Raw genomic sequence first — 19,767 nt, forward strand, 5'->3', positions numbered from 1 at the left:
TCAAGGTATCCGTTCGACCCATTGCGCGCGCGACTGCCCCGGCTCGAACGGATCGCCGAAATACTGGGTCTCGCGAACCACCTTGCCATCGACGAACTCCATGATGCTCACCGTATAGGACGGAATCCCGTCATAGGTCAGGACATATTCGGTGATCCAGAGGTCGCCTGACCCGGTGATCCGCCGCACGGCAAAGCGCTTCCGGTTGGGCTGCGTGGCGCGCGACGACTGGATGTTGTGCCGTCCGCTGATGCGCTCGCCTGATTGCGGATAATCGAGCACCGCGTCCTCGCGATAGATCTGATGCTCCGTCTCGAGATCATTGGCATCGGAGGCAGCCCAATGGCGATCGAGAGCCGCCCTTATCTCAGCGTCTGCCATATCGGTTCTCAGGCCGCGGCCATGATCTCGGCATAGGTGGTGAAATCGACATTGCCGCCTGACAGCACGACGGCGACGCATTTGCCCGACAGTTCGATCTCGCCTGACGAGAGCGCCGCCAGCGCCACGCAGCCGCCGGGTTCGACCACCAGCTTGAGATGGGCCATGGCGTCGCGCACCGCCTGTGCGGCCGCCTTGTCGGAGACGGCGATGGCGCCGGCGAGGTTCTTGCGGTTGATCTCGAAGGTGATGGCACCGGGCTCTGCGGTGAGGATGGCATCGCAGATCGAACTGTGGCCGGGCTCGTTGGAAACCCTTTTTCCTTCGATCAGCGAGCGGCGGGTGTCGTCGAAATGCTCGGGCTCAACGGCCCAGACTGCTGTGGCCGGCGAGGCATCCTTGACGGCGATCGAAATGCCGCTCGTCAGGCCGCCGCCTCCACAGGGAATGACGACCGCATCGAGGCTGACGCCGAGCGCTTTTGCCTGGCGCATCAGTTCGAGACCGATCGTGCCCTGGCCGGCGATGATGGCCGGATCGTCGAAAGGAGGCACCAGCACCATGCCCTTGTCCATGTAGGGTCGCACCACCGTCATGCGGTCGTCGCGAAAGCGGTCGAACGGCACCACTTCTGCGCCCATCTTGCGAACATTGGCGATCTTCATCGCCGGCGCGTCGGCCGGCATGGCAATGACCGCCTTGACGCCGAACATGGCAGCCGCCGCGGCGACGCCCTGAGCATGGTTGCCTGAGGAGAAGGCGACGACGCCGCGGCTGCGCTCTTCTTCGCTCAGCGAAGACAGTTTGTTGTAGGCGCCGCGGAATTTGAACGAGCCGGTGCGCTGCAGCGTCTCCGGCTTGAACAGGATGCGGCCGCCGAAGCGTTTGTTGAGTTCCAGCAATTCGATCAAGGTCGTTTCGGCGATCAGGCCGGAGAGCCGCGCGGCGGCGGCATGGATGTCGGCGATGCCGGGAAGCGTGGTCATGGCGAAGTCCTGAAAGGGATGAGATCGGCGCATGGTGCACGCAAAGGCAGGCCACGCACCAATGAAAAAATGTGACCGTTACAAAGTTTGGCGGGCATGAGCGGCGACGAGGGTCAAACTGGCCCACCTCTCCCGCCTTTATCCGCCGGGCCGTATCGGCTAAGGGCGGGGGAGCAGAATCCCGGACCGCCAGACATGACCGCCAAGCCAAAACCCCTGTTCCTCGGTATCGACACCGGTGGCACCTATACCGATGCCGTGCTGTGGTCGGAACAAGGCGGGCCAAAAGGCAAGGTGCTGGCCAAGGCCAAGGCGCTGACCACGCGGCACGATCTTGCCGTCGGCATTTCCGGCGCGGTCGATGCGGTGCTGGGAAAATCGGCCACCGATCCGGCCGCGATCAAACTCGTGTCGATGTCGACGACGCTCGCCACCAATGCGCTGGTCGAGGGCCAGGGTGGGCGTGTGGCGCTCATCATGATCGGCTTTACCGGGGCCGACCTTGCGCGCGACGGGCTGAAGACGGCGCTCGGCACCGATCCGGTGGTGTTTTGTCCGGGCGGCCATGACGTGCACGGCAATGCGGCCAAGCTCGATCTGTCGGGGCTGGAAGCAGCACTCCCTGAACTCGGCGCCTCGGTGTCGGGCTTTGCCGTCTGCGCCTATTTCGCCACCCGCAACCCGGCGCATGAACTCGCCGCGCGCGACCTCATCCGCGAAAAGACCGGCCTCCCGGTGACCGCCAGCCATGAATTGTCGGCCAAGCTCGGCGGTCCGCGTCGCGCGCTCACCACCTTGCTCAACGCCAGGCTGATCTCGATGATCGACCGGCTGGTGGCGGCAACCGAAGGATTTTTGGAAGCCCGCAACATCGCAGCGCCCTTGATGGTGGTGCGCGGCGATGGCGCGCTGGTTTCGGCGGCGTTTGCCCGCCAGCGGCCGATCGAGACCATCCTCTCCGGCCCGGCCGCCAGCCTGGTCGGCGCCCGCCACATGACGGGCCTGGACAACGCCATGGTGTCGGACATTGGCGGCACCACCACCGATGTCGCCGTGCTCGACGGCGGCCGTCCTCGGCTCGATCCCGAAGGCGCCACCGTCGGCGGCTTCCGCACCATGGTCGAGGCGGTCGCCATGCGCACCTTCGGCCTCGGCGGCGATTCCGAAGTGGCGCTGGAAGATGGCGCGCTCAACCCGAAAATCCTGCTCGGGCCGCGCCGCCTGGTGCCACTGGCGCTGGCCGGCATGATGCATGGTGCTTCAGTGACATCGGAGCTCGAGCGCCAGCTCAGGGCGCCCAACCCCGGCCGCATGGACGGCCGCTTTGCGTTGCGCACCGGCGTGCCGGACAGGCTCGCCGCCGGCCTGACCGCGCCCGAGGCGAAACTGTATGAACTGATTGGTGCCGTGCCGCTCGCCATCGACAGGCTGCTCACCTCGAACGCCCAGAACGCCACGCTGAACCGGCTGGTCTCGCGCGGTCTTGTGCATATCTCGGGCTTCACCCCTTCGGACGCCGCCCATGTGCTCGGCAAGCAGGCCAACTGGGACCCGCTTGCGGCCCGGCTCGGCGCCGAACTGTTTGCCCGCAAGCGTGATGGGCGAGGCCAGTACATCGCGCCGTCTCCGGAGGTGATTTCCGAACGCGTGCTGCTGACGCTCACGCGCTGGTCGGCCGAATACATTCTGGAGACAGCCTTTGCCGAGGATGGGCTGGATGGCGCCGCCACCGTCGCGCATGCGCTGGTGCAGCGCGCCGTCGATTCCCATCCCGGCATCGCAAGGCTCAGCGTCGCGCTCGATCGTCCGGTCATTGGCCTCGGCGCCTCGGCGCCGCTGCACTATGCCGGCTTGGCCGAGCTGGTCGGTAATGAGTGCGTGGTGCCGGAGGATACCGATGTCGCCAACGCGCTCGGCGCCGTCGTCGGCCAGGTCCGCGTCTCCGCCGAAGCCCGCGTCAGCCAGCCCAGGGAAGGTTTGTTTCGTTTGGGGTCGGGGCAAACGGTGCGCGACTTCACGGACGAGGCCGAGGCGATCGCGGCAGCGGAGGCTGATGTGCGGGCGATCGTAGCCGCGCGCGCGAAGGATGCCGGCACGGATAATGCCGAGATCGACGTTTCGACCGAGTTCAAGGTGTCTACGGTTGAGGCCCAACGGATGTTTATCGAAGCGCATGTGGTGGCGGTTGCATCGGGTCGGCCGAGGATTGCGGTTTAATGCATGTCGCCCAGAAGTGTGCCGCGGTTCTGGGACAACAACATGCATCAAAACAAAGACTTAAAGCGCGTCGTATGAATCCGTTCAGCGCGACGCGCTTTAGGGTAATCTCCCCCCTTGTGGGGGAGATGGCCGGCAGGCCAGAGGGGGGCGCTGTCCCGCCGACCTCTCATCGACGCTCAACCCCGCGACTCGGCCTGTTCGATCGGTCATGGAAAGGTTTGCGTTCCTTCGCGCCCCCTCTGCCCTTCCGGACATCTCCCCCACGAGGGGGGAGATCAGCAGCTTCAAATTCCCCGCCTTCACCCTAAGCTGAATTGACCCCTCACCCCCGACATGCCAAAGGCCGCAAAGCCTTTCATCTGGAGAAGCCCTGATGACCGATCGCGTCGAGATCGCCGGATTGCGGATTGCCCGCGAACTGCATGACTTTGTCGGCGAAGCGCTGCCGGGTACCGGCATTGCCGCCGACGCCTTCTGGAACGGCTTTTCGGCCATCGTCCATGATCTCGCGCCGAAGAACCGGGCGTTGTTGGCCAAACGCGACGCCATGCAGGAACAGATCGACGCCTGGCACCGCGCCAATGGCGCGCCCATCGATATGGAGGCCTACAAAACCTTCTTGCGTGAGATCGGCTATCTCGTGCCCGAAGGGCCGGCCTTTTCCGTGTCGACCGACAATGTCGACCCCGAGATCGCCACCGTTGCCGGGCCGCAGCTGGTGGTGCCGGTGATGAATGCGCGTTATGCGATCAACGCCGCCAATGCCCGCTGGGGCTCGCTCTACGATGCGCTCTACGGCACCGACGCCATTGCCGAGACCGGTGGCGCCGAGAAGGGTAAAAGCTTCAACCCCGTGCGCGGCGCCAAGGTGGTTGCCTGGGCGAAGAGTTTTCTGGACGAGTCCGTGCCGCTCACCTCGGGCAAATGGGCCGGCGTGAACGGGCTGACGGCTTCGGGTGGCACCTTGCGGCTCGGCGCCGGCGCCGGCGGCACCACGCTGGCCAACCCGAAACAATTTGCCGGCTATCGCGGCGACGGCGCCAACCCGGAAGCCATCCTGCTGGTCCAGAACGGCCTGCACATCGAGATCCTCATCGACCGCACCAACCAGATCGGCCGCACCGACCCGGCCGGCATTGCCGACGTGATCCTGGAATCGGCGCTGACCACCATCCAGGACTGCGAGGATTCGGTCGCGGCGGTGGATGCCGAGGACAAGGTTATCGTCTACCGCAACTGGCTCGGCTTGATGAAGGGCGATCTGGCGGAGGAAATCAGCAAGGGCGGCAAAACCTTCACGCGCAAACTCAATCCGGACCGCGCCTGGACCGCGCCCAGTGGTGGCGCGCTGAGCTTGCCTGGCCGCTCGCTGATGCTGGTGCGAAACGTCGGTCACCTCATGACCAATCCGGCCATCCTCGACCGCGATGGCAACGAGGTGCCGGAAGGCATCTTGGATGCGGCGATGACGGCGCTGATCGCGCTGCACGATGTCGGCGCCAACGGGCGTCGGATGAATTCCCGCGCGGGCTCGATGTATGTGGTGAAGCCGAAGATGCATGGGCCGGAGGAAGTCGCCTTCGCAGTCGAGATTTTCGACCGCGTCGAGGCGCTGCTCGGCATGGCCAAAAACACTATCAAGATGGGCATCATGGACGAGGAGCGGCGCACCACCGTCAACCTCAAGGAAGCGATCCGCGCGGCGAAGGAGCGCGTCGTGTTCATCAACACCGGCTTCCTCGACCGCACCGGCGACGAGATCCACACCTCGATGGAAGCCGGGCCGATGATCCGCAAGGGCGACATGAAGCAGGCCGCCTGGATTTCCGCCTATGAGGCGTGGAATGTCGACGCCGGGCTCGAATGCGGGCTGGCCGGCCATGCCCAGATCGGCAAGGGCATGTGGGCGATGCCCGATCTGATGGCGGCGATGCTGGAACAGAAGATCGCGCATCCCAAGGCCGGCGCCAACACCGCCTGGGTGCCGTCGCCGACGGCGGCGACGTTGCACGCCACGCACTATCACAAGGTCGATGTCCATGCCGTCCAGGCGGCGCTCAAGAGCCGGCCGAAGGCGAAGCTCGATGATATATTGTCGGTGCCGGTGGCGGTGCGGCCGAACTGGACCCCCGACGAGATCCAGCGCGAGCTCGACAACAATGCGCAAGGCATTCTGGGCTATGTCGTGCGCTGGATCGACCAGGGCGTCGGCTGCTCGAAAGTGCCCGACATCAACGATGTCGGCCTGATGGAAGACCGCGCCACGCTGCGCATCTCCTCGCAGCACATCGCCAACTGGCTGCACCACAAGGTGTGCTCGCAGATCCAGGTGATGGATTCGCTGCGGCGCATGGCGGCGATCGTCGACCTGCAGAACGCCGGCGACCCGCTCTACCGCCCGATGGCCACCGACTTCGACGCTTCCACCGCCTTCCAGGCCGCCTGCGACCTGGTGTTTAGAGGCCGCGAACAGCCGAACGGCTATACGGAGCCGGTGCTGCACGCGCGGAGGCTGGAGCTGAAGGCGAAAGAGCGGGCGAATTAGCGCCTGCGTTTCCCTCCCCCTCGAGGGGAGGGTGGCCCGAAGGGCCGGGTGGGGTCCTGCGTGAAGTGCGGCGACTCCCTTCGGACGACACTACAAGCAATGTCATCGCAGAGGCCCTTTCTCGGCTCGGCTTCAAAAAAAAGATCGAGCATTCTTCGGCGACCCCACCCGGCCGCTTCGCGGTCACCTTCCCCTCAAGGGGGGAGGGTTAAGCCGCCTGCGCTACCCGCTCCGACATCATGCGGTAGGAAATCGCCTCGGCCAGGTGAATGCGGCCGACGGTTTCGCTGGCGTCGAGGTCGGCCAGTGTGCGCGCCACTTTAAGCACGCGGTGATAGGCGCGCGCAGAAAAGCCGAGTTTCTCGCTGGCGTCTTTCAGCAGCGACAGGCCGGCTGCGTCCGGCGCGGCGATGTCCTCGATGACAGAAGGCGAGCAATGGGCGTTGGTGGTGGCGCTGGTGACGCCCAGCCGCTCGAAACGTTCGCGCTGGATGGTGCGGGCGCGCGCCACGCGCTGGGCGACGGCTGCACTTTTCTCCGCCCGGTCGGGCCGGATCAGGTCGGCGGCCGAGACCGCCGGCACTTCGATCCTGAGATCGATGCGGTCGAGCAGCGGGCCGGAGATGCGCGCCTGGTAGTCGGTGCGGCAGCGCTCGCCGCGCAGGCAGCGATAGCCGGGCTCGCCGGCCATGCCGCAACGGCACGGGTTCATCGCCGCCACCAGCTGGATGCGCGCTGGATAGGTGACGCGGTGGTTGGCGCGCGCGATCATGCAGTCGCCGGTCTCCAGCGGCTGGCGCAGCGCATCCAAGGTCTGCGGCGTGAATTCGGGAAACTCGTCGAGGAACAGGACGCCGTTATGGGCAAGCGATACTTCGCCCGGCCGCGCCCTGATGCCGCCGCCGACCATTGCCGCCATCGAAGCCGAATGGTGCGGGGCGCGGAACGGCCGCCGGTCGGTGAGCTTGCCTTCGCCGAGCTCGCCGGCCACCGAGGCGATCATCGAGACTTCAAGAAGTTCCTTGGGCGCCAGTGGTGGCAGAATTGAAGGCAGCCTCTGCGCCAGCATCGATTTTCCCGAGCCGGGAGGCCCGACCATCAACAGATTGTGGCCGCCGGCCGCCGCCACTTCCAGCGCCCGCTTGGCGCTTTCCTGGCCCTTGATGTCGGAAAGGTCGGGCAGGTCGCGCGCCGAGACATGGATGCCGGGCTCGGGCCGCGACAGCACCTGCGTGCCGCGAAAATGATTGGCGATGGCAATCAGGCTGCGCGGCGCCAATATGTCGAAATCCTTGCCCGCCCAGGCCGCTTCCGGCCCGCAGCCGAACGGGCAGATCAGGCCTTTTCCCTCGGCATTGGCGCCGATCGCCGCCGGCAGCGCACCGGCGACCGTGGCAATGGTGCCGTCGAGCGACAATTCTCCGAGCACGACATAGGAGGCCAGCATGTCGCCCGGAATGGCGCCGAGTGCAGCCATCAGGCCGAGCGCGATCGGCAGATCGTAATGGCTGCCTTCCTTGGGAAGATCGGCAGGCGCCAGGTTGACCGTCACCTTCTTCGACGGCATCGACAGCCCCGACGCATGCAGTGCCGCCTGCACGCGCTCGCGGCTTTCGGCCACCGCCTTGTCGGCCAGCCCGACGATCTGCATGCCGACCTTGCCCGGCGCGATCATCACCTGGACATCGACCGGCACGGCCTCGATGCCCTGGAAAGCCACCGTGCGAACCCGCGCCACCATCTTGCTCTGCCCCCGGATACCGGCTCGCCTCGGCCTTGTGGTTCAGACCGCGAGCGACGTCAGGACAAGACAACCATAGATTTTAGGCCAAGGCAAGAACATTACAGGAACATGCATTCGTGGTGGTTGCAGCGCGCTGTGCCGGTTGCAAAAACGGAAGATGGTTAAGCAAAATGGAACGGCTGCTCCGCCTCCTCGACCGCGTTTAACAAGGGCGACTAGGCCCTTCGGCAATCTGAGGGTGTTGCTTCTAAGCGGTGATGAAGGCATCGACCGAACCTGAAAGCGATCGATCGATCGCGACCTGCGGTGGAAGCCACTCCATGACAGGATATCGGAAAGGCCAAGGCATGGCGATCCGGCGCGAAGAGCCGCTCTCCAGAAAAATCTCGTTTACAAGGTCTATGAACCGCCCGCGGTCTCGTTCGATTCGTTTCAAAGTTTGCGAACGAATGTAATCCCGGGGAATTCGTCGCTCCTTCAGCGCTAAGACAGCCTCCGCGATGGATCGAGGATCGGGTGGAACTGTGAGCGAATAGTCGTCATCCAGATAAAGGTCTCGGCCGCCATGGTTCGGCGTCGTGACCACTGGAAGGCCCGCGAGAAGATATTCCGTGCTGGCGAACATTGGTCCTTCCAGGTGAGAGAGACAAATTCCCACGGCTGCACGATTTAGATGCGTGTTCACCTGAGCCGGTGCCAATCGGACCGGCTTGCCGGTGCCGTCAAACTCGTTGATAAAGACGTGATGCGGCGCGAGCTCCCTATGCCGATTTATTCGCGCTCTTTCCGACTCCGTCGTGGAGGATCCGCTTGAATCTCGATAGAAGACAAATGCGCAACGCTGGATGCCAAGCGACAAGTCATGGCGCTTCCACGGAGCCAGCTGCGCATTGTAGATTGCATCAAATTCTACAGGGACGTCATCGAGAGGCCTGAATATGTGTTCGGAGGTTGTTGACGTCTTGTTGTGCAGGACGGCGGCCTCGCCGGACTGGTTCAACAGATCAGCCTCTGCCTGAGTGTTGGATAGGAAGATTAGCGCGTGACGGGGGTTCTTGAGTCTATGCAGAACGGCATAGGTCCGGATGGTTTTGACGCTAGCACTGTTTTCGATGGACCAGGTTGGCGAGATGAGAAACCAGGCGCGGTGGCCGCGTGGAAGAAAAGGCATATGACTTGCTAATCCGAGCGGCGTACCGGACATTCCCGAATAGGATATGAACGGATCGTTCGACAGCATACTGGCCTGAAGAGCAGGTTGCGACTTCGCGGAAGGGTGCCCTTTTCTGAGCTTGTGGCCATGACGCAGCATGGCTCTGACAATCTCGAATTTGGTAGGAGGGCGATACCCGTGCTGTAGGGTCAACATGCGGCAATTGCGATCTTGAGTGCGGGGCAAAACTCGCTTCGACAGAGAGAAATTTGGCAAAGAAACATCGCCAGTTGATCGACGGAATATCTCAGGCGATCAAATCTGGTGTACGGAGAAGCGCCTCTTGAAAGAAAACATCGTCCCAAGCGGGGCTGGTTCTCACATCGCGCTACCAACCGTATCCGTTTGCGTAGGCTGTTTCAATCAAGAGGCATTCATCGACACTGCGATCCGATCCGTAGCGGCGCAGACGTACACTGCGTTCGAGTGCGTGGTGGTCGATGATTTTTCGACTGACGGTTCCCGCCGAAGGATTGAAGAGTGTCTGTCCCAGCTTGGCGACAGTCGTTTCCGCTTTCTGCCCCGACTGCAAAATGGCGGGCAGTTGGCAACAATGATGACCGGGCTTGACGCGACAGCCGGGCCCCTGATCTCGTTTCTTGACGGTGACGATGCTTGGCATCCTGACTTCATAGAATGCCATGTGAGAGCGCATCTCAGCCACACCCGTATCGCGGCAATGTCGAGCTCCGATGAGGTGGTGATAGATACGGCCGGCAACCTGCTTGCGGGCGGTCATCCCGTATTCCACCTGAATGACCCGCGATCGATGCCGAAAATGAGCAGCTACCTGCATGTCGACACCGAAGCTGACCCGACATTATTATTTATTGATCGGGGTACCGTGGGTTGGTTTTGGTCAACCACATCGGGGATGATGTTTCGTCGAGCTCCGCTTGAAATCATGCGTCCATCCGATCCGGACGAAATAAAGATATGTGCCGATGGTTATATGGCTCGTGCCGCCCATATGATCGGCGGAACCGTGAGGATTGGGCGGGCTCTTGGCAGTTATCGGCTTCACGGCGGCAATGGCTGGGCGGACGGGCGCATCCTGGGTACCGGAGTTGGCCTCGGCAGGATGTCGCCTGATACTGAAATAGCGATACGGCGGGCACTGGCCAATCGTTGGTGCGAAGTGGCGCCGGGACTGGCGCATTTAATCTCCCGCCACTCAATGCGCAGGACCTTGGTCGACCTGATCGGACTGTCTGCGGCTTTTGCATTGCTGGAAAAGAACTCCGATGCGGGTTTTCTGCTGAAAGACTGGGCAACACCACAGCGAAAATTGCAGACCAGACTTATCGGTCTCCTTCCTCCGAAACTGAGGCCTCGGCGCTTCCGGGACATAGTTTGATTTGATGAGCCGCTTGCTCGGCAGTCTTACCCGATAAAGAGCATCTTTCGATGCTTCTCTGGACCCACCAAAGTCCTCCGTAGCAACGCACACTACGCGGCCAAATTCCGCCGCTTCGCCTCTACCGCGTCCCAGAACAGGCTGGCGATATCCGCGCCACCAAAGCGTTGCACTTCGCGCACGCCGGTCGGCGAGGTCACGTTGATCTCGGTCATGTAGTCGCCGATCACGTCGATGCCGACCAGGATGAAGCCGCGCTCTTTCAGCGACGGGCCGATGCGGGCGCAAATCTCGCGTTCGCGCTCCGTCAGCTCAGTCTTTTCGGCGCGGCCGCCGACATGCATGTTGGAGCGAGAATCGTGTTCGGCCGGCACGCGGTTGATGGCGCCGACCGCCTCGCCGTCGATCAGGATGATGCGCTTGTCGCCCTTGCGCACATCCTTCAGATAGCGCTGGACGATATACGGCTCGCGTGACAGCTGGGCGAACATTTCGAGCAGTGAGGCGAGGTTGCGATCGTCTTCCTTGAGATGGAAGATGCCGGCGCCGCCATTGCCATAGAGCGGCTTGACGATGATGTCGCCGAATTCCTTGCGGAAGGCCGCGACCTCCCGGGAATCCTTGGTGATCAGCGTTTCGGGCATCAGATCGGGGAATTCGGTGACGAAGATCTTTTCCGGGCTGTTGCGCACCCAGGCCGGGTCGTTGACGACCAACGTCTTCGGGTGAATGCGCTCCAGAATGTGCGTGGTGGTGATGTAATTCATGTCGAAAGGCGGATCCTGGCGCAGCAGGATCACATCCATCTCCGACAGGTCGGTGCGCACCTTGTCGCCCAGCGTATAATGATTGCCCTTCTCGTCGCGGAGCTTCATCTCTTCGATGCGGGCAAACACCTTGCCGCCCAGCATCGACAGCCGGTCGGGCGTGTAGTGGAACAGCTGGTGGCCGCGCCGCTGCGCCTCCAGCGACAGCGCAAACGACGTGTCGCCGGCAATCGAGACGGTAGAGACATGGTCCATCTGGACGGCGATCTTCAGGGGCATCTTCCGGTCTCCAGCAGGCTCTGTCGCCGATATACGGAACTTGGTGGCTTCTGCCAATCGCGCTTGCTTGGCCCAGACCTTTAACGGTCGAAGACCAGCCGGGAGTAACCGAGGAAGGACAGCGCCATGGCGAACAGCGAGGCGACGGCAAGTGCTGCCAGCGGCGGCATTGCCGGCAGCGCGAACAGGATGGCGCAGTAGACGAGATAGTTGACGATGCTGGTGGCAATGCCGACGCCGCCATAGCGTGCACCCTCCTGCGCCACGCCGCGGCTCGATGGCGAAAAGGTCAGGTGCCGGTTGATCTGCCAGGTGACGCACAGCGCAAAGCCGATCGACAGGACACGGGCGACGAAGGGACCGAGCGGCGTCACCGCCAAGAGCAGCCAGAGCGCCGCGGCATCGGCGACGAAACCAACGCCGCCGGCCAGGACGAAGCGGACGAGCCGGCTCACGGCCTCAGGCGGCCCGGGGCGTCTTGCCCGGTTCGGCCTTCGGGATTTCACCAGTGCGTTCGCGCCGTTCGACCCGGCCTGACGGCACCGAGAGATAAAAAATGCGCTTCTGCTCGGCGCGTCCGCGCGATACCGAATCGAGGATCAATCCGGTCACCATCGCAAGCATCGAGAGCAGCAGCAGGCCGACCGACAGCACCCAGGTCGGCATGCGCGGCACGAGGCCGGTCTGGGCGAATTCGATCAGCACCGGCGTCATCAGGGCAAGGCTCGATGCCAGGAAGAAAATCGCGAAGGCGCCGAAGAAGCGCAGCGGCTGCGTTTCCTTCATCAGCATGGCGAACATCCACAGGATCCTGGCGCCGTCGCGATAGGTCGACAGCTTCGACGACGATCCCTCAGGCCGGCGGCCATAATCGAGCGCGATCTCGCTCACCGGCAGTTTGAGCTGCGAGGCATGCACCGACATTTCGGTCTCGATCTCGAAGCCGCCGGAAACCGCGGGAAAGCTCTTGACGAAACGCCTCGAGAAGACGCGGTAGCCGGAGAAGATGTCGGTGAAGTCGGCGCCGAACAGCCGCTTGTAGAGGCTATTGAAGATGCGGTTGCCGAAGGCATGGCCGGAACGGCCGGCATCGTCGGTGACGCCGCGCCTGGTGCCTACCACCATGTCGCAGCGCTCGGTCTGCAGGATGTTGATCAGCAGCGAGGCATCTTCCGGCGCATAGGTGCCGTCGCCATCGGCCATCAGATAGATGTCCGCATCGATGTCGGCGAACATGCGCCGCACGACATTGCCCTTGCCCTGGCGCGGCTCGCGGACGACGATGGCGCCCGCTGCGCGCGCCTTGAGCGCGGTCAAATCCCTGGAATTGTTGTCATAGACATAGATCTCGGCCGACGGCAGCGTCTCGCGAAAGCGCCGCACCACCTCGGCGATGGTCAGTTCCTCATTGTAACAAGGCAGGAGCACGGCAATGGCCGGCTCATGGCGGACTTCGTGCGGCATTTCCGTCTCCCGACGCCCGGCGGAGCCTCCGGCCGCGCTCATATGCGGCCTCGCTCAGGCGACTTTACTATTTATTGAAGCTGTTAAGGCTAGGTTTAAGGCCGCAGTCTTTCCGACGAAGGTCATGATGATGAACGCAGCCAAGGCGGGTGCTTCCTCCTGGAAGTCCGATATGACGCTGGCGCTGCTTGCCATGCTGGTGGTGCTGGCCGTCAATGCCGCCACGGGCTTTCGCGAATTGAGCAATGCCGGCGGCGACAATGACAGCCTGCTGCGGCTGGTCGAGGTTCGCGACATGCTGGCCGGCCAGGGCTGGTTCGACCTGCATCAGTACAGGATGGGGCCGGAAGGCGGTTTCGTCATGCACTGGTCGCGGCTGGTCGACGCACCGCTCGCCGCCATCATCCTCGCCGCCTCGGCGCTGACCGGCAGCATGGCCATGGCCGAAGCGATCGCACAGGTGCTGTGGCCGTCGCTGCTGTTTTGCCTGGCGGTGTTTTTTACAGCCCGTGCGGCACGAAGCTTCGCCGGCGTCGGCGCCGTGCTGCCCGCTATCGTCATCGGCGCGGCGGCGCTGCATTTCATCGGCATTTTCTTGCCGGGTGCGCTCGATCATCACAATGTCCAGCTGACGCTGACCATGGCCAGCCTCAGCCTGCTGCTCGAGGCGCCGGCGCGTCGCTGGGCGGCGCTGATTTCCGGGCTGTGTGCGGCCCTGACGCTGGCCGTCGGCATGGAAACCGCGCCCTATGTCGCCACCATCGGCGCCTGCATCGCTTTGCTGTTCGTCGTCGATCCCGGCGGCGAACACCGGATCGCCAGGGATTTCGGTCTCGGCTTTGCCGGCGTTTCAGCCCTCGTCTTCGTCAGCACCATCCCGCCATCGGCCTGGGGCCAGGCGCAGTGCGATGCCTTCTCGGCCGTGCAATTCGTCGTCGCGGCAATCGCCGGACTGGGCCTTGCCGCCGTGACGTCGCTCAAGGTGTCCAACGGCACGGCCGGACGCCGCCTGATTTCGCTCGGCCTGCTCGCGCTTGTGCTGGGCGCCGTTGTCGCGGCGCTGTTTCCGCAATGCCTTGCGGCTCCCTACGCAAATCTCGATCCGCGCCTCAAGGAATTGTGGCTCGATCACATCGACGAGGCGCAGTCGCTGTTCAGTATTGCCGCCAGCGAGCCGGCCTCGCTGGCGGCGCGCTATGTCACGCCGCTGGTGGCGATCGCGCTGATGGCGCTTCGCCTGCGTGGGCCATGGCGCCGCCAGGACAGCCTCGTCGGCGCCTTGCTGGTCGGCGCCTTCATCGTCAGCGCCTGGCAGGTCCGCGGCTCGACATTCTCGATCGCCTTTGCCGTCATCCCGCTGTCGGCCTGGATCGCAAGCTGGCGCGAACGGGCGAGGATCAGCCCTGCGCGCAGCGTATCGCTGCGCATGGCGGCGGTCTGGGTGGTGTCGGTGAATGCCGTCTGGGCCGGTGCTGCCGCCGCGACGTCGAGCGTATTCGAGGCCAACAAGGTCTCGGTCGAGGCACAGGACACCGACAGCGATCCGTCCTGCGAGCGCAAGGCCTCCTTCGCGGCGTTGGCCCGGCTGCCGCACACCACGGTGCTTGCCATCTCCAATCTCGGCTCGCCCATCCTGGCCTATTCCGGGCACCGCGTCTTTGCCGGCCCCTATCATCGCAACATCGCCGGCGACCTGCTTGCGCTCGATGCCTTCCTCGGATCGGCGGACCAGGCGAGGACGATCGCGGCGGCTCACCACGTCGGCCTGATGGCGCTCTGCCGCGGCAGCGCCGAAAGCAAGATGCTTGCCGCCAAGGCGCCGCAAGGCTTCCTGGCCGGGCTGATGCAGGGAAGCGTCCCCGATTGGCTCGAACCGGTGGCCGAAACGCGCGGAACCCCGGTCGAACTCTACCGCGTCCGCTAAAGCATCATTCGCCAGCGAAAAATCGATTTCGCGATACGCTTCCTAAACGCTTTGCTGCCAGTCTCAGCCTAAATTTCGGGCGTCACAAACAGGGATACCGATGCAAACGACGTTTGGCACCGGGCAGGCAAGCAGGGAAAACTCGGATCTGGCGTTCACCGATGCGCTGACCGGGCTCGGCAACCATCGCCGCTTCTTCGACAAGGTCGATCGCCTGATCAGCGACCGTGCAGACGATCCCGCGCCGTTCACGGTCGGCATTCTCGACCTCGACGGCTTCAAGCCGATCAACGATCTGTTCGGCCACAAGGCCGGCGACGACATATTGATCCAGGTGGCGATGCGGCTGCGCGCCTCGATGGACAGCCACTCTACTGTCTGCCGCATCGGCGCCGACGAATTCGCCTTCCTCTACCCGATGGTGTTCTCGGAGGAGGCGGCGGCCGAGAAGTCGCGCATGATGATCGAAATCCTGTCGGCGCCCTACGATGTCGGCGAACGCACCGCCAGGCTTTCGGCCTCGGTCGGCTGCTCGCTCTTTTATTCCGGCGACGAAACCACGGAAATCCTCGTCAACAAGGCCGAAACGGCGCTCTACCACGCCAAGCGTTCGGGCCGTGGCCGCGTCGTCGTCTACACCCGCGAAATGGAAGAGGCGGCCAAGCGCGTCACCCGCATCGAACAGGCGCTGCGCCGCGCCGTCTCGGCCGGTGAGGTCGAGCCGCATTTCCAGCCCATCGTCGATCTGACCACCCGCCGCACCATCGGCTTCGAGACGCTGGCGCGCTGGACCGATCGCGACCTCGGCGTCGTCCCGCCGACCGTGTTCATCCCCATCGCCGAAGAGCGCGGCATCATCGGCCCGCTATCGCAGCTGGTGCTGCGCAAGGCGACCGAAGCGGCGCGCAGCTGGCCGAAGGACCTGTTCCTGTCCTTCAACCTGTCGCCCTCGCAGCTCGTCGACCAGAACACTGGCCTGCACATATTGTCGATCCTCGACCGCACCGGCTTCGATCCGCGACGGCTGGAGATCGAGATCACCGAAACCGGCCTGATGAACGATCCGGCCTCGGCCGAGAAGATCGTCGAGGACCTGCGTCGCGTCGGCATCCGAGTCTCGCTCGACGATTTCGGCACCGGCCAGTCCTCGCTCGGCCGCTTGCGCGAATTCCATTTCGACAAGCTCAAGATCGACCGCGCCTTCGTCTCCTCGATCCTCGACGACCGCCCGTCGGAACACATCATCCGCGCCATTCTGGCCATGTGCGAAGGGCTCGGCATGGATGTCGTCGCCGAAGGCATCGAGGAGGAGGCGCAGGCCGACCGCCTCGTCCAGTTCGGCTGCGCCGGCGGCCAGGGCTATCTCTTCGGCAAACCGGTCGACGCCGACGCCACGCTCGGCTACCTCCGCGATTCCTATCGCGGCGCCCTCTACGCCAAGGCAGTCTGACCGGCGGTCTTGCCTGCGTCGAGCAAGTCAGCGGTGCGAGCCAAGATCGACTGTGGCCGCCATCTTGCGTCCTTTTGTCTGACATAAGCCAAACAAATCGCCGTTTTCGCCCTTGCTCCCCGGACTTGGCTGGATAGGATGCGCGCCGACCGGATCGGGAGAGAAAAATATGATGCCATCGGCCGATTTTGCCGACCTCAGGGGAGCCTCGGTGCTGATCACCGGCGGCGGTTCCGGAATTGGTGCGGCACTGACCGAGGGCTTCGTTCGCCAGGGCGCCCATGTCGCCTTCATCGACATCGCCGATGGCCCAAGCACGCTGCTTGCCGACCGCGTCGAAAAAGAACTTGGCCGGCGACCGCTCTACCTCAAGACCGATTTGCGTGACGTCGAGGCGTTGCGCGCTTCGGCCGCCAAAGCGGCTGAGGCGCATGGCGACGTCACCGTGCTGGTCAACAATGCCGCCTGGGACGAACGCCACGAGGTCGCCGACGTTACCGTCGAGTTCTGGGACAACAATCTCGCCGTCAATCTGCGCCCGCATTTCTTCACCGCACAGGCGGTCGCGCCGGGCATGAAGCGGGCCGGCGGCGGGTCGATCATCAACTTCACCTCGACCTCCTATCTCATCAACCACCCCGATATGCCGGCCTACACCGCCGCCAAGGCCGGCATACTCGGCCTCACCAAAGGTCTCGCGGGCAAGCTTGGGGTCGACGGCATCCGCGTCAATGCGATTGCGCCGGGCTGGGTGATCACCGACCGGCAGAGGGAACTCTGGGTCACCGAGGAGAGGCTCGCCGCCCATGTCGCCAAGCAATGCATCAAGCAGGTCATGCAGCCCGACGACATCGTCGGCACGGTGCTGTTCCTGGCCTCCGACGCCTCGCGTATGCTGACGGCGCAGATGTTGATCGTGGACGGGGGTTTCCTGTGAGCCCGGTGAATCAAAATCCGGCAAAAGGCACGCCGGCAGTCGCCGCCGTCGACTGGGGCACGACCCGCATGCGGGTCTGGCTGGTCGACGAGGCGGGCGGGGTGCTTGCCGAGCGTCGCGGCGATGATGGGTTGATCACCGCGCAGCAAAAAGGCTTTTCGACCATCCTCGAGGGCCATCTGGCGGCGCTCGGCGCACCTGACACACTGCCGGTCATCATCTGTGGCATGGCCGGCTCGCGCCAGGGTTGGCTGGAAGCGCCTTACGTCACCGTGCCGGCGCCGCTCAGTGCCATCCTCGCGGGGGCCGCCCGCATTCCCGGCCAGAGCCGCGACATCCGCATCGTGCCTGGCCTGGCGCAGCGCCTGGAAGATGCGCCGGACGTAATGCGCGGCGAGGAAACCCAGCTTGCCGGCGCCGGTTTGCCGGCAAAAGGTCGCCATCTCGTCTGCATGCCCGGCACCCATTCGAAATGGGTTCTGGTCGAAGACGGCGCGGTCGACGGCTTCTGCACCTGGCCGACCGGCGAGCTGTTTTCGGTGCTGGCCACTCACTCGATCCTGCGCCATTCGCTGGGCGAGAGCCCGAAGCCGGTCATTCCGGACAATCCGTTCTTCCAGGAATGGTGCCGCAAGGCTTTGGCGGAGGGCGGCGATGTCACCTCGCGGCTGTTCTCGATCCGCGCCGCCGGCCTGCTGCAGAACCTCAAGGCCGACGATGCCGCCGCTTGCCTGTCCGGCCTGCTGATCGGCGGCGAGATCGCCTCGGCGGGCCGCCGCTATGGCGAAAGCACCACTGCAATCGTGCTGGTCGCCTCGGGGTCGCTAGCAGCCCTCTACCGCCAGGCGCTCGACCTTGCAGGGCTTGCCGTCAGGACGGTCGACGCCGACGAGGCGGTGCGTGCCGGCCTTATTGAGGCAGCGCGCGAAAATGGCATGATCGCCAAATGACCACCAGAGTGGAGTGACAGCGTGACCCAGACCGCCCCCTTCCCGAAGCTCAAGCGTGGTCTTATCGCCATTCTGCGCGGCCTCAAACCCAGCGAGGCGGTTGCCATCTGCCAGGCGCTGTTTGACGCCGGCATCGAAGCCATCGAGGTGCCGCTCAATTCGCCGGAGCCGTTTTCATCGATCGCCAGCATTGTCACCGCATTGCCCAAGACAACGCTGGTCGGCGCCGGCACGGTGCTGACTTCAGCCGATGTCGACGCCCTGGCCAAGGCCGGCGGGAGGCTGCTGGTCAGCCCCAACATCGATGCCGAAGTCATGGCCCGCGCCATGCACCATGGCATGGTGACGATGCCAGGCGTGTTCACCCCCACCGAAGCTTTTCAGGCGATTAGGCTTGGGGCTTCGGCGCTCAAATTCTTCCCGGCAAGCGTGCTCGGGCCTAGCGGCATTTCGGCGATGCGGGCCGTGCTGCCGGCCGATACCGTGGTCGGCGCCGTCGGCGGCGTTTCCGACAAAGACTTTGCCGGCTACAAAGCCGCTGGGGTGACTGCTTTTGGTCTTGGCTCCAGCCTGTTCAAACCTGGTATGAGCGTCGACGAGGTGGCCTCGCGCGCCCGGGCGGCGGTGACGGCCTGGGATGCGGCCTTCGGCGGAGCGGCATGATGGAAAACGTTTCGGTTTTCTCGGACCATGTCTGCGAGCTCGGCGAGGGGCCGAGCTACGATCCCGCCACCGATACGCTGTTCTGGTTCGACATTGTCAACGGCCTGCTGCTGGAGCAGGGTGTCACGTCCGGCGCGCGGAAAGTCCATGAACTCGGCCAGATGGCCAGCGCCATCGCCATTGTCGATGACAATCGCCAGCTCATCGCCACCGAGACTGGCCTGCATGTCCGCGACGTCTCGACCGGCAAGCTGACGCTGCATACGCCCATCGAGGCCGACAATGCGCTGACCCGCTCCAACAATTCGCGCGTCCACCCTTGTGGCGCCTTCTGGGTCGGCACGATGGGCAAGGGTGAGGAGAAGGGCGCCGGCTCCATCTACTGGTTCTTCAAGGGCGAGCTGCGCACGCTTTACACCGGCATCACCGTGTCGAACTCGATCTGTTTCTCGCAGGATGGAACGATCGCCTACTACACCGATACCTCGACCGGCCTGTTGATGCGTGTCGCCTGCGATCCGGCGACGGGCCTGCCGATCGGCGAGTCGAAAGTGTTCGTCGACCATCGCTCGTCCAAGGGCTTTGTCGACGGCTCGGTCGTTGATCGCGACGGCGTGCTGTGGAACGCCGTCTGGGGCGGCAAGGCGGTCAAGGCCTATTCGCCAGATGGCACATTGTTGCGCGAAATTGCCGTGCCGGCGGGGCAGTCCTCGTGCCCGGCCTTTGTCGGGGCCAAGGCCGATCGGCTGGCGGTGACCTCGGCCTGGAAAGGCAAGGACGACAAGCAGCGCAAGCTCGACCCACAGGCCGGCATGACCTTCCTACTCGACATCCCCGTCAACGGCCGCTTCGAGCCGCGCGTGGTCATCGCCTGAGCGCTGTCGCGC

16 protein-coding genes are annotated in these 19,767 nt (G+C 63.9%); 9 read left to right on the forward strand and 7 right to left on the reverse strand.

The genetic code is table 11. The features are described 5' to 3' along the window. Positions 1–381 (reverse strand): nuclear transport factor 2 family protein, encoded by a 381-nt coding sequence (locus AC3EML_RS04425; protein WP_023681284.1) that lies wholly within the window; start codon positions 379–381, stop codon positions 1–3. 8 nt (positions 382–389) lie between these two features. Further along, positions 390–1,367 (reverse strand): threonine ammonia-lyase, encoded by a 978-nt coding sequence (locus AC3EML_RS04430; protein ID WP_488505162.1) that lies wholly within the window; start codon positions 1,365–1,367, stop codon positions 390–392. A gap of 195 nt (positions 1,368–1,562) precedes the next feature. On the opposite strand from AC3EML_RS04430, the gene AC3EML_RS04435 reads away from it, so the two are divergent. Together AC3EML_RS04435 and AC3EML_RS04440 are read left to right on the forward strand one after the other, a co-directional pair. Continuing rightward, a complete protein-coding gene (locus AC3EML_RS04435) occupies positions 1,563–3,584 on the forward strand; it encodes a hydantoinase/oxoprolinase N-terminal domain-containing protein (protein WP_352520673.1) in 2,022 nt (673 codons plus the stop codon). A 376-nt stretch (positions 3,585–3,960) separates the two neighbouring features. After that, positions 3,961–6,132: a malate synthase G gene (locus AC3EML_RS04440; RefSeq protein ID WP_352520672.1), complete on the forward strand. Its 2,172-nt coding sequence runs from the start codon at positions 3,961–3,963 to the stop codon at positions 6,130–6,132. Positions 6,133–6,340: 208 nt separating this feature from the next. On the opposite strand, the gene AC3EML_RS04445 is transcribed toward AC3EML_RS04440, so the two are convergent. Both AC3EML_RS04445 and AC3EML_RS04450 read right to left on the reverse strand, forming a co-directional pair. Continuing rightward, complete coding sequence (locus AC3EML_RS04445) at positions 6,341–7,873, reverse strand: YifB family Mg chelatase-like AAA ATPase (RefSeq protein WP_023687500.1); 1,533 nt, start codon at positions 7,871–7,873, stop codon at positions 6,341–6,343. 250 nt (positions 7,874–8,123) lie between these two features. Beyond that, positions 8,124–9,188, reverse strand: coding sequence for a glycosyltransferase (locus AC3EML_RS04450; RefSeq protein ID WP_352520671.1), 1,065 nt, complete (start codon positions 9,186–9,188; stop codon positions 8,124–8,126). 184 nt (positions 9,189–9,372) lie between these two features. Here AC3EML_RS04450 and AC3EML_RS04455 point away from each other — a divergent pair, with 184 nt between their 5' ends. Then, positions 9,373–10,446: a glycosyltransferase family 2 protein gene (locus tag AC3EML_RS04455; RefSeq protein WP_352520670.1), complete on the forward strand. Its 1,074-nt coding sequence runs from the start codon at positions 9,373–9,375 to the stop codon at positions 10,444–10,446. Between the two features lie 92 nt (positions 10,447–10,538). Here the strand turns inward: AC3EML_RS04455 and gshB are convergent, their stop codons facing one another. The 3 genes from gshB to AC3EML_RS04470 form a co-directional block, all read right to left on the reverse strand. Continuing rightward, positions 10,539–11,492, reverse strand: a complete 954-nt coding sequence (gene gshB / locus AC3EML_RS04460; RefSeq protein WP_352520669.1) for a glutathione synthase — start codon at positions 11,490–11,492, stop codon at positions 10,539–10,541. Between the two features lie 80 nt (positions 11,493–11,572). Next, positions 11,573–11,947: a GtrA family protein gene (locus AC3EML_RS04465; RefSeq protein WP_352520668.1), complete on the reverse strand. Its 375-nt coding sequence runs from the start codon at positions 11,945–11,947 to the stop codon at positions 11,573–11,575. A 4-nt stretch (positions 11,948–11,951) separates the two neighbouring features. Beyond that, positions 11,952–12,956: a glycosyltransferase gene (locus tag AC3EML_RS04470; protein WP_023710382.1), complete on the reverse strand. Its 1,005-nt coding sequence runs from the start codon at positions 12,954–12,956 to the stop codon at positions 11,952–11,954. 127 nt (positions 12,957–13,083) lie between these two features. Here AC3EML_RS04470 and AC3EML_RS04475 point away from each other — a divergent pair, with 127 nt between their 5' ends. The 6 genes from AC3EML_RS04475 (at position 13,084) to AC3EML_RS04500 (ending at position 19,755) form a co-directional block, all read left to right on the forward strand. After that, complete coding sequence (locus AC3EML_RS04475; protein ID WP_352520667.1) at positions 13,084–14,880, forward strand: GtrA family protein; 1,797 nt, start codon at positions 13,084–13,086, stop codon at positions 14,878–14,880. Positions 14,881–14,980: 100 nt separating this feature from the next. Further along, positions 14,981–16,330 carry a putative bifunctional diguanylate cyclase/phosphodiesterase gene (locus AC3EML_RS04480; protein WP_023681311.1) on the forward strand — a complete coding sequence of 450 codons (1,350 nt, stop codon included), beginning with the start codon at positions 14,981–14,983 and terminating at the stop codon, positions 16,328–16,330. 169 nt (positions 16,331–16,499) lie between these two features. Next, the gene (locus AC3EML_RS04485; protein ID WP_352443612.1) at positions 16,500–17,267 is read left to right on the forward strand and encodes an SDR family NAD(P)-dependent oxidoreductase; all 768 of its coding nucleotides are present in this window, start codon (positions 16,500–16,502) and stop codon (positions 17,265–17,267) included. A 5-nt stretch (positions 17,268–17,272) separates the two neighbouring features. After that, positions 17,273–18,217, forward strand: a complete 945-nt coding sequence (locus AC3EML_RS04490; protein ID WP_031199008.1) for a 2-dehydro-3-deoxygalactonokinase — start codon at positions 17,273–17,275, stop codon at positions 18,215–18,217. 21 nt (positions 18,218–18,238) lie between these two features. Beyond that, on the forward strand, positions 18,239–18,880 hold the full coding sequence (locus tag AC3EML_RS04495) for a 2-dehydro-3-deoxy-6-phosphogalactonate aldolase (RefSeq protein WP_023710385.1): 642 nt from the start codon (positions 18,239–18,241) through the stop codon (positions 18,878–18,880). Beyond that, entirely contained in the window at positions 18,880–19,755 is an 876-nt protein-coding gene (locus tag AC3EML_RS04500; protein WP_488505163.1) for an SMP-30/gluconolactonase/LRE family protein, read from the forward strand. The genes AC3EML_RS04495 and AC3EML_RS04500 overlap by 1 nt, the downstream gene beginning before the upstream one ends. The last annotated feature ends 12 nt before the right edge of the window (positions 19,756–19,767 follow it).

It is taken from the genome of Mesorhizobium sp. P170090 (assembly GCF_057786115.1).

Excerpts from the sequence above, each read along its gene's own strand:
- AC3EML_RS04425 (WP_023681284.1), bottom strand. The coding sequence starts at position 381 with ATGGCAGACGCTGAGATAAGGGCGGCTCTCGATCGCCATTGGGCTGCC.
- AC3EML_RS04430 (WP_488505162.1), bottom strand. The coding sequence starts at position 1,367 with ATGACCACGCTTCCCGGCATCGCCGACATCCATGCCGCCGCCGCGCGG.
- AC3EML_RS04435 (WP_352520673.1), top strand. The coding sequence starts at position 1,563 with ATGACCGCCAAGCCAAAACCCCTGTTCCTCGGTATCGACACCGGTGGC.
- AC3EML_RS04440 (WP_352520672.1), top strand. The coding sequence starts at position 3,961 with ATGACCGATCGCGTCGAGATCGCCGGATTGCGGATTGCCCGCGAACTG.
- AC3EML_RS04445 (WP_023687500.1), bottom strand. The coding sequence starts at position 7,873 with ATGGTGGCGCGGGTTCGCACGGTGGCTTTCCAGGGCATCGAGGCCGTG.
- AC3EML_RS04450 (WP_352520671.1), bottom strand. The coding sequence starts at position 9,188 with ATGCTGCGTCATGGCCACAAGCTCAGAAAAGGGCACCCTTCCGCGAAG.
- gshB (WP_352520669.1), bottom strand. The coding sequence starts at position 11,492 with ATGCCCCTGAAGATCGCCGTCCAGATGGACCATGTCTCTACCGTCTCG.
- AC3EML_RS04470 (WP_023710382.1), bottom strand. The coding sequence starts at position 12,956 with ATGCCGCACGAAGTCCGCCATGAGCCGGCCATTGCCGTGCTCCTGCCT.
- AC3EML_RS04475 (WP_352520667.1), top strand. The coding sequence starts at position 13,084 with ATGATGAACGCAGCCAAGGCGGGTGCTTCCTCCTGGAAGTCCGATATG.
- AC3EML_RS04480 (WP_023681311.1), top strand. The coding sequence starts at position 14,981 with ATGCAAACGACGTTTGGCACCGGGCAGGCAAGCAGGGAAAACTCGGAT.
- AC3EML_RS04485 (WP_352443612.1), top strand. The coding sequence starts at position 16,500 with ATGATGCCATCGGCCGATTTTGCCGACCTCAGGGGAGCCTCGGTGCTG.
- AC3EML_RS04500 (WP_488505163.1), top strand. The coding sequence starts at position 18,880 with ATGGAAAACGTTTCGGTTTTCTCGGACCATGTCTGCGAGCTCGGCGAG.